This is a genomic window from Nocardioides zhouii (assembly GCF_004137345.1).
GTDB classification, from domain to species: Bacteria; Actinomycetota; Actinomycetes; order Propionibacteriales; family Nocardioidaceae; genus Nocardioides; species Nocardioides zhouii.
Window position 1 is genome coordinate 34,404 of the sequence record NZ_SDWV01000032.1, and the last position, 8,299, is coordinate 42,702.

An 8,299-nucleotide genomic window follows, 5' to 3' on the forward strand; every position below is an offset into this window, starting at 1 on the left:
GGCTAGTGGGATTAGCCTGAGCCCGTGATCGTCGACAACGCCCTCTACCACCAGGGCAAGCGGGTGCAGCTCGGCACGGACGACGACCAGAGCCTCGGCTCGGCGCGGGTCCCGTGCGACCCGGGCGACTTCCAGTGGATCGGCATCCACGACCCGAGCCCCGACGAGCTCGACCTCATCGCGCGCACCTTCGACCTGCACCCGCTGGCCGTCGAGGACGCCGGCGACTCCCACCAGCGCCCCAAGCTCGAGCGCTACGACGACACGCTGTTCCTCGTCCTCAAGACGCTCTGGTACGTCGACGAGGAGGACGCGGTCGAGACCGGCGAGATCAACATGTTCATCGGCAAGGACTTCGTCGTGACCGTCCGCCACGGTCAGGGCATCGACCTCGCGGGCTCCCGCCGCGACCTCGAGCACCGGGCCAAGGTGCTGGAGCACGGTCCGATGGCCGTGCTCTACGCCATCTGCGACCGCGTGGTCGACGAGTACGAGAAGGTCGGCGACCTGCTGGAGGAGGACGTCGACGAGGTCGAGGAGTCGGTCTTCTCCGAGGCCCGCACGAACGACTCCAATCGCATCTATGTGCTCAAGCGCGAGATCGCGGAGGTGCGCCGTGCGGTCATGCCGCTGCGCGAGCCGATGCGGAAGTTTGCGATGGGAGCCGACGAGCGCATCACTCCCGAGACCGCGACCTACTTCCGCGACGTGGCCGACCACCTCCAGCGCGTGTCCGAGGTGATCGACAACCTCGACGTCCTGCTGTCGACCGCGTTCGACGCCCACCTGGCGCGGATCTCGGTCCAGCAGAACGACGACATGCGCAAGATCTCAGCCGGCGCGGCACTCGTCGTGGTCCCCACCCTCATTGCCGGCGTCTACGGCATGAACTTCGACCACATGCCCGAGCTGCACTGGACCTACGGCTACCCGTTCGCGCTGCTCCTGATGGTCGGGGCGTCCGCCTTCCTGCTCTGGTTCTTCAAGAAGTCCGGGTGGCTGTGACCCGACCTGCTCCCTCGGCCTGGCGGGTGGTGTGGTGGTTCGGCTTCGTCAGCCTGTTCGCCGACATGGTCTACGAGGGTGCGCGCTCGGTCTACGGACCGCTGCTGGCCGGCCTCGGCGCCTCCGCGGTGGTCGTCGGGCTCGTCACGGGCGCTGGCGAGGCGGTCGCGCTGGTGCTGCGCCTGGCGTTCGGCCCGCTCGCCGACCGCACGGGGCGCTACTGGTCGCTCACGATCCTCGGCTACGGGCTGACCGCCGTCTGCGTGCCGCTGCTCGCCCTGGCCCCGCGCCTCGGCGTCGCCGGGCTCGCCTTCGGCGCGACCATGATCCTGCTCGAGCGGCTCGGCAAGGCGATCCGGTCTCCGTCGAAGTCGGCGCTGCTCGCCCAGGTCGCGGTGGCCGTCGGACGGGGCCGCGGGTTCGGCGTGCACAAAGCGCTCGACCAGGTCGGCGCCTTCGCGGGTCCCCTCCTCGTGGCCGGCGTGGTTGCCCTCAGCTCGCTGTGGACGGGCATGGCCGTGCTGGCCGTCCCGGGTGCCATCGCGATGGTCCTGCTGCTCACGCTGCGCCGCAGGGTCCCCGATCCGGGCGTGTACGACGAGTCGGCGACCGTACGCAGCGAACCGGGCGAGCGCCGCGGCTGGTGGGCCGAGGCGGTCGGGGCGGGCCTGTCAGGTGACTTCTTCCGCTACGCGATCGCGGCGTCGCTCACCACCGGCGCGCTCGTCACCTTCGGCATCATCGGCTACCACCTCACCGTCGAGGGCCTGCTGCCCGTCGCGGCGGTGCCGCTCGTGTACGCCGCAGCGATGGCCGTCGAGGCGGTTGCGGCCCTTGCCGTCGGCACGGTCTACGACCGCACCGGCCCGCGGGTGCTGCTGGTCGTCCCGGTGCTGGTCGCCCTCGTGCCGGCGCTCGCGCTGGGCTCGGCGCTGGTCGCCGTCCTCGCCGGTGTCATGGCGTGGGGCTTCGCGCAGGGCGTGCAGGACTCGACCATCAAGGCGGTGGTCGCGGACCTCGTCGAGGCGCCGCGACGGGCCACGGCGTACGGCGTCTTCGCGGCCATCCAGGGTCTGCTGGCGATCGTCGGCGGCGTGGGTGCCGGCTGGCTCTACGAGCGGTCGCTGCCCGCCCTCGTCGCGGTGGTCGCCGTCACGCAGGTGATCGCGCTGGCCCTGCTGGTCGACACGTTCAGGCGGTCAGCACGCCGGCGCCGAGCAGGATGAGCGTGCCGGCGCCGAGCAGGATCCGGTAGACGACGAACGGCGTGTACGACCGGGTGCTGACGTAGCGCAGCAGCCACGCGATGGCGGCGTACCCGACGACGAAGGAGACCACCGTCGCGGTGAGGGTCGGCCCCCACCCGAAGTCGTTGTGGCCGTTGGGGATCTCCTTGAGCTCGAAGAGCCCTGCGCCGACGACTGCAGGGATCGCCAGGAGGAAAGCGAAGCGGGTGGCCGCCTCGCGGTCGAAGCCGAGGAAGCGGCCCATCGAGATCGTCGCGCCCGACCGGGAGACCCCGGGGATCAGCGCGAGCGCCTGCGCGACGCCCATCAGCGCCGCGTCCTTGAGGGTGATCTTGCCGATCGGCCGATCCGTACGGCCGACGCGGTCGGCGATGCCGAGCACGACGCCCATCACGATCAGCGTGGTGCCGATGATCCAGAGGTTGCGGAAGTCGCGCTCGATGACGTCCTTGAGCAGCACGCCCAGCACGACGATCGGCAGCGAGCCGACGATGATGTACCAGCCCATCCGCGAGTCGAGCGTGCCGCGGTACTCCGCGCGGAACAGCGACCGCACCCACGCGCTACCGATGCGCCAGATGTCCTTGCGGAAGTAGATCAGCACGGCCAGCTCGGTGCCGATCTGGATGACGGCGGTGAAGGCCGCTCCCGGGTCGCCCCACCCGAACAGCTCGGGGAAGATCCGCAGGTGCGCGCTGCTCGAGATGGGCAGGAACTCCGTGAGTCCCTGGATGATGCCGAGGACCACGGCCTTGAGGAGATCCGTCACAGGGCGTGAGCCTACGGGCGCGTCCCGTTCGTCCACGCAGGACCCGTGGCTACTCTCACCCCCATGCAGCAGCGTTCGCTCGGCGCCACCGGCCTGAAGGTCTCCCGACTGGGCCTGGGCACCATGACCTGGGGCCGGGACACCGACGAGCACGAGGCCCGCGACCAGCTCATCGCCTTCGCCGAGGCGGGCGGCACGCTGGTCGACACCGCGGCCGGCTACGGCGACGGTGCCAGCGAGGAGCTGATCGGCACCCTGCTCGGCGACGTCGTGGCCCGCGACGAGGTCGTCCTCGCGACGAAGGCCGGCATCTCGCGGCGTACGGGCCAGCGGGTCACCAACACCTCGCGCGGGCACCTCCTGACCAGCCTCGACGCCTCCCTGAAGCGGCTCGGCGTCGACCACGTCGACCTGTGGCAGGTGCACGTGTGGACCGACGAGACGCCGGTCGAGGAGACCCTCACGGCGCTCGACCTCGCGGTGTCGTCGGGTCGCGCGTCGTACGTCGGCATCTCCAACTACAGCGGCTGGCAGACCGCCCAGGCCGCGACCTGGCAGCGCGCCGTGCCGGGCCGCACTCCCCTCGCCTCCACCCAGGTGGAGTACTCCCTGCTCAACCGCCACGTCGAGCACGAGGTGCTCCCCGCCGCGAAGGCCCTCGGCCTCGGCGTGCTGCCGTGGTCGCCGCTGGGCCGGGGCGTGCTGACCGGCAAGTACCGCACCGGTACGCCGTCCGACTCGCGCGGCGCCACCGAGCACTTCGCCGGCTTCGTCGGTGCCTACCTCGACGACCGCGGTCGCGGGATCGTCGAGGCGGTCGTGCGTGCCGCCGACGGGCTCGGCTGGTCGCCGCTCGAGGTGGCGCTGGTGTGGGTCCGCGACCGGCCCGGCGTGACCGCTCCGATCGTGGGGGCACGCACCGCTGCGCAGCTCGACGGCGCACTCGGGATCGAGGACCTGACCCTGCCCGCCGAGATCGTCGAGGCCCTCGACGACGTGTCCGCCGACTGACCCCGAGGGGAGATCACGTGGCCAGGATCCAGCGCCGTCCACCCGGACGCGGTATCGAGTGGGAGTTCGAGACGCTCGTGCTGCCCCCCGACTTCTCGCGCAACGTCGTCACCCGGATGATCGTCGAGCGCGCCGAGCACGGCGGCTGGGAGCTCGACCGGCTCCGCATCGGCCACGACGGCAAGCGCCGGGTCGTGCTCCGGCGCAAGATCATCCGCCAGCGGCTGACCCTCTTCGCCGGCTGACGACCCGGCGTACGACGTCACCAGCCCGACGTGCCCGGTGATCCCTTGAACGGTCCGGTGACGCGCGAGGTGATCCAGCCGCCGTAGAAGTTCCCCGGCTGCGGCTCGACGACCTCGCCGTCGACCGTGCACTGGTCGACCCGACCGGGGTAGAGCGCGATGTGGTCGGTGAGCGCTTCGAATCCCGACGCCGGTGTCGGGTACGTCCACGCGACGGCGGTCAGCACTTCGTCACCGACCACGAGGTCGAAGTAGTCGGCGCCTCCCTTCCACTCGCACCACGACGCACCGCGCTGGCCGGTCCGGAGCACGCCCTCGGCGAAGGCGGAGCGCGGCAGGTAGTACGTCGGCGGGTGGCTGGTCTCGAGGACGCGCAGGCTACCGGTCGTGTCGGCGAGCACGACGCCGCGGTGCGTCACGACGACGTGCTCGTCGCTCTCCTCGACCCGCGGCGGGCGCGGGTAGTCCCAGACGGATTCGGTCATGCCGCCAATCTACGGAGCGGTCCTCAGGGATCGAGGTGGCGTTCGGCGAGCCAGTGACGGCGGCGCGTCGCCGAGGCCTGGGCGAGCCACGCCTCCTGGACGATCTCGACCAGCTCGTCGCGCTCCATCTCACCGACCCGCGACGCCCGTACGAGGATGGACGGGTGGCCGTCGAAGTGGGGCGTGGTGAAGAGCGGCAGTCGCTCGTCCTGCAGCAGCGCCTCCTTGTCGCCCTCCGAGCCAACCCACAGGACGATGACGTCGTCGTAGCGCTCACCCGACTCGGGGTCGACGGCGTCGGGTCGAGGCGTACGGAAGAAGACGAAGGACTTGCCGCCCACCTGGTAGACGGGGTTCGTGCCCTGAGCCACGGTCACGTGTGGCATGCCGAGCGCGGTGGCGTGGATGTCGTCAGCCGTGGCTCTCCTGCTCATCGCGAGGCGGCTTCGGCCTTCGCCTTGAGCCCGCGCACCATCGCGTCGGGGTCGTCGGCGGAGAAGACGGCCGACCCGGCGACGAACACGTCAGCACCGGCCTCGGCGCAGCGCTCGATGGTCTCGAGCGAGACGCCGCCGTCGACCTGGAGCCAGGTCTCGACGCCGTGCTTGCGCATCAGCTCACGGGCCGTGCGGATCTTGGGCAGGCACAGGTCGAGGAACTTCTGGCCGCCGAAGCCCGGCTCGACGGTCATGATGAGGACCATGTCGAGCTCCGGGAGGAGCGCCTCGTACGGCTCGATCGGCGTGGCCGGTTTGAGCGCCATCGCAGCCCGCGCGCCCTGGGCGCGGATCTCGCGGGCCAGCCGCACCGGGGCCGTGGCGGCTTCGGCGTGGAACGTCACCGACCCGCAGCCAGCCTCGGCGTACGCCGGAGCCCACCGATCGGCGTCCTCGATCATCAGGTGCACGTCGATCGGCTGCGAGGCGTGCTTGCTCAGCGCCTCAATGACCGGGAGGCCGAGGGTGAGGTTGGGGACGAAGTGGTTGTCCATCACGTCGACGTGCACCCAGTCGGCACTGGGGATCCGGGCCACCTCGTCGGCAAGGCGCGACAGGTCGGCGTTGAGGATGCTCGGCGTGATCTGGATGCCCACGGGTCGATCCTAGGGAATCGGCGCGCCATCCATCCGGGCGGCTCGGCTGTGGGCGGGTACGACGACGTGGAGGGCGTTGCGGTCCACCTCGAACGTCGCCGGTGTGGTGGCGGCTACCTCCCCGTCGAGGTTGATCTCCAGGGGCTCGTCGGTGAGGAGCGTCAGCCGGCGAGCGGTGAGGTGGTGCACCCGGTCGTGCTCGACGAGGTGGCCGGTGCGCAGCAGGCGCGCGATCGACACGTGGTCGCGCAGCCGGCCCTGCCCGACGGCGTACACGTCGAGGAGGTGGTCGTCGATCGAGGCGTTCGGTGCGACGGTCAGACCGCCGCCGTAGTGCCGGCCGTTGCCGACGGCCACCTGCATCAGGTCGTGCAGCTCGAGGACCGTCCCGTCCTCGAGCTCGAGGCTGGCCGAGAACGGTCGGTGGTCGCGGTACGCGGCGAGCGTGGCCGCGGGATACGCGAACCGCCCGAGCCGGCGCTTGAGGCCCGGCGTGAGGCGGCGCGTGACAGCCACCGACAGCCCCAGGGATGCGACGTTGAGGTAGGCCCGTCCGTCGACCCGGCCGAGGTCGACGTCCACGACCTTCCCGGTCAGGAGCGTGTCCACCGCGTCGGTCAGTGCGGTCGGGATCTCGAGCGTCCGGGCGAAGTCGTTGGCGGTGCCGAGCGGAAGCACGCCGAGCGTGGTGCGCGTGTGCGCCACGAGGCCCGCCGCGCAGCCGATGGTGCCGTCGCCACCTCCCACGACCAGCAGGTCGGGCTCGTCGTCCATCGCGGCCCCGAGCGCGTCCAGCAGCTCCAGCCCTCCGTGGGCCGGGTAGACGACGACCTCCTCGGCCGTACGTCCCAGCGCGGCCGAGACGAGCGGGAGCGCCCGGGCGCCGGTGCGGGACGCGGTGTTGACGACGACGGCGACGCGGTCGGTGCGCGGAGTGGTGGGGGTGTCGTGATGCATGACTCCACGCTAGGAGTCGCAGGTGAGAGGACGGTGAGGACGACCTGTGGTCCGGCTGTGCAGAGCGTCGCCCGACTGTCGGTGGGCTTCTCTAGAGTCGAACGCATGATCGAGATGCTGGAGCGGGTGCAGGAGAAGGCCGAGGATGACACCTCGACCAGCGCTCTGCTCGCCTCGATCAGGGAGGCGCGCACCGAGGAGGACGCCGCAGCCGCGCGCCAGCTCGACCTCGCCGCCCGGTGGGCCGACCTCCACCCGCCGGAGTCGATCCACTCCGCGGCGGCGTTCACCGTTCCCGGCTGCGAGGGCGAGGAACCCATCGCCGGCGAGGGTTGCCCGCTGGTGGCGGAGTTTTGTGTGGCCGAACTCGGTGCCGTCCTCGGGATCTCGACCACGGCGGCGAAGAAGCTCATCGGTCACGCCCTCGAGTTCCGCCACCGACTCCCCCGGCTCTGGGACCAGGTTCAGTCCGGGCGCGTGCCTTCCTGGCGGGCCCGATTCGTCGCCGAGACGACCATCCACACCTCACCCGCACTGACGATGGACGCCGCCCAGTGGATCGACTCCCAGGTCGCCGCCGTCGCCGGACGCATCGGCACCGCCCAGCTCGACCGGCTGGTCGCCGAGACCATCAAGAGGTTCGAGCTCGCCACACCGGACCCGGCAGCTGATCCGGAGGACGGCTACCTCTCCGTCGACCCACGCCACGTCACGGTCAACAAGGAGGACGTCCACTACGCCGGGACCCTGCATGTCGAGGCCGACCTCGACCTCGCCGACGCCCTCGACCTGGACCAGGCGTTGAGCCACAACGCTGCGGCGCAGAAGGCACTCGGGTCGACCGACTCGTTGGACGTACGCCGCGCCAAGGCCCTCGGCGACCTCGCCCGCACCCAGACCGCGCTGGACCTGTTCAGCCAAGGCCACCGCTCCGGCGGCAACGAGGATGGTCTGCCGGCTGCCCGGGAGGTCGTCGTCCACGCCCACTTCGACGCATCCACCGTGGGCGAGCAGACGGTCTTCGGTCCCACCGGCCACATGGAGAACGGCCAGCGACTGGTCCTCCTCGACCAGGTCATGGGCTGGTGCGCCGACTCCCGCACCACGGTCACCATCAAACCCGTGATCGACTTGCAAGCCGAGCTGTCGACGCCGGCGTACGAGATCCCCGACCGGATCCGCGAGCAGATCGTTCTCCGCGACCGGACCTGCGTGTTCCCCTGGTGCACCCGACCAGCCCGGCGCTGCGACGTCGACCATGTCGTCGAGTACGACCACGACGCAGCAGCCGAAGGCAGGCCACAACCCGGCCCGACCGCCACGCACAACCTGGCCGCGCTGTGTCGCTACCACCACCGCCTCAAGACCCACTCCGCCTGGACCTACCGCATGGTCGCGCCAGGTGTCTTTGAGTGGACGAGCCCCCACGGCCACCGCTACCGACGCGACCGGACCGGCACCACCCGGATCGACGAACCCGAGCCACC

Annotated in this window: 10 protein-coding genes; 5 read left to right on the top strand and 5 right to left on the bottom strand. The window is 70.9% G+C overall.

Annotated elements, in window-relative coordinates:
• The first annotated feature begins 24 nt into the window (after positions 1–24).
• Together corA and EUA94_RS21115 are read left to right on the top strand one after the other, a co-directional pair.
• Positions 25–1,005: a magnesium/cobalt transporter CorA gene (gene corA, locus EUA94_RS21110; protein ID WP_129428890.1), complete on the top strand. Its 981-nt coding sequence runs from the start codon at positions 25–27 to the stop codon at positions 1,003–1,005.
• On the top strand, positions 996–2,231 hold the full coding sequence (locus tag EUA94_RS21115) for an MFS transporter (protein WP_242495110.1): 1,236 nt from the start codon (positions 996–998) through the stop codon (positions 2,229–2,231). Before corA ends, EUA94_RS21115 begins: the two co-directional genes overlap by 10 nt.
• Here EUA94_RS21115 and EUA94_RS21120 read toward each other — a convergent pair.
• A complete protein-coding gene (locus EUA94_RS21120; RefSeq protein WP_129428891.1) occupies positions 2,197–3,021 on the bottom strand; it encodes an undecaprenyl-diphosphate phosphatase in 825 nt (274 codons plus the stop codon). The genes EUA94_RS21115 and EUA94_RS21120 overlap by 35 nt on opposite strands.
• Positions 3,022–3,084: 63 nt before the next feature.
• On the opposite strand from EUA94_RS21120, the gene EUA94_RS21125 reads away from it, so the two are divergent.
• Together EUA94_RS21125 and EUA94_RS21130 are read left to right on the top strand one after the other, a co-directional pair.
• Entirely contained in the window at positions 3,085–4,032 is a 948-nt protein-coding gene (locus EUA94_RS21125; protein WP_129428892.1) for an aldo/keto reductase, read from the top strand.
• 17 nt (positions 4,033–4,049) lie between these two features.
• The gene (locus EUA94_RS21130) at positions 4,050–4,277 is read left to right on the top strand and encodes a DUF5703 family protein (protein WP_242495112.1); all 228 of its coding nucleotides are present in this window, start codon (positions 4,050–4,052) and stop codon (positions 4,275–4,277) included.
• 17 nt (positions 4,278–4,294) lie between these two features.
• Here the strand turns inward: EUA94_RS21130 and EUA94_RS21135 are convergent, their stop codons facing one another.
• The 4 genes from EUA94_RS21135 to EUA94_RS21150 are packed head-to-tail and all read right to left on the bottom strand — an operon-like array spanning position 4,295 to position 6,812.
• A complete protein-coding gene (locus EUA94_RS21135) occupies positions 4,295–4,762 on the bottom strand; it encodes a DUF427 domain-containing protein (RefSeq protein ID WP_129428893.1) in 468 nt (155 codons plus the stop codon).
• A 23-nt stretch (positions 4,763–4,785) separates the two neighbouring features.
• The gene (locus EUA94_RS21140) at positions 4,786–5,196 is read right to left on the bottom strand and encodes an MmcQ/YjbR family DNA-binding protein (RefSeq protein ID WP_129428894.1); all 411 of its coding nucleotides are present in this window, start codon (positions 5,194–5,196) and stop codon (positions 4,786–4,788) included.
• Complete coding sequence (gene rpe, locus EUA94_RS21145) at positions 5,193–5,855, bottom strand: ribulose-phosphate 3-epimerase (RefSeq protein ID WP_129428895.1); 663 nt, start codon at positions 5,853–5,855, stop codon at positions 5,193–5,195. The genes EUA94_RS21140 and rpe overlap by 4 nt, the downstream gene beginning before the upstream one ends.
• Before the next feature lie 9 nt (positions 5,856–5,864).
• Positions 5,865–6,812, bottom strand: a complete 948-nt coding sequence (locus EUA94_RS21150; protein ID WP_129428896.1) for a lipid kinase — start codon at positions 6,810–6,812, stop codon at positions 5,865–5,867.
• 105 nt (positions 6,813–6,917) lie between these two features.
• Here EUA94_RS21150 and EUA94_RS21155 point away from each other — a divergent pair.
• Positions 6,918–8,299: HNH endonuclease signature motif containing protein (locus tag EUA94_RS21155; RefSeq protein ID WP_165357088.1), on the top strand; the 1,382-nt coding region annotated here is incomplete at its 3' end.

Excerpts from the sequence above, each read along its gene's own strand:
- EUA94_RS21135 (WP_129428893.1), bottom strand. The coding sequence starts at position 4,762 with ATGACCGAATCCGTCTGGGACTACCCGCGCCCGCCGCGGGTCGAGGAG.
- EUA94_RS21125 (WP_129428892.1), top strand. The coding sequence starts at position 3,085 with ATGCAGCAGCGTTCGCTCGGCGCCACCGGCCTGAAGGTCTCCCGACTG.
- EUA94_RS21140 (WP_129428894.1), bottom strand. The coding sequence starts at position 5,196 with ATGAGCAGGAGAGCCACGGCTGACGACATCCACGCCACCGCGCTCGGC.
- EUA94_RS21150 (WP_129428896.1), bottom strand. The coding sequence starts at position 6,812 with ATGCATCACGACACCCCCACCACTCCGCGCACCGACCGCGTCGCCGTC.